The 266-nt window shown below is 51.9% G+C and carries 1 protein-coding gene; it reads left to right on the top strand.

All coding sequences use genetic code 11. The features are described from left to right. On the top strand, nt 1-256 hold a 256-nt coding region (locus tag IFT87_RS20230), incomplete at its 5' end, for a hypothetical protein (RefSeq protein WP_206757247.1). Between the last annotated feature and the right edge of the window lie 10 nt (nt 257-266).

The raw sequence follows: 266 nt of genomic DNA, 5'->3' as shown, positions 1-266 counted from the left end.
CGAGGTCGAGTTTATTAAGCAAACGATACAACGCTACTATGGAACAGACGCAGTCATTCGCAATTTCGGCCCCGACCCAAATCGTTTAGAGGTCCACGTCGAAACTGACGCGGAAAATGATATGCGGAAGTATGACTGCCTTGGAGTGCTTCTTACGCGCATCGATCGAGCGCAGATTAGCCTCGAAGTTACGAGCCGCGGCGAGAAACCGCGTGGATCTGCAAAGCTCGCATACCGCCAAGGTATGATCCTCTAACCTCCGCTTT

This window comes from Sphingomonas sp. CFBP 8765 (assembly GCF_014841445.1).
GTDB lineage: Bacteria > Pseudomonadota > Alphaproteobacteria > Sphingomonadales > Sphingomonadaceae > Sphingomonas > Sphingomonas aerolata.
This window is presented reverse-complemented; position numbering and strand designations above follow the sequence as displayed.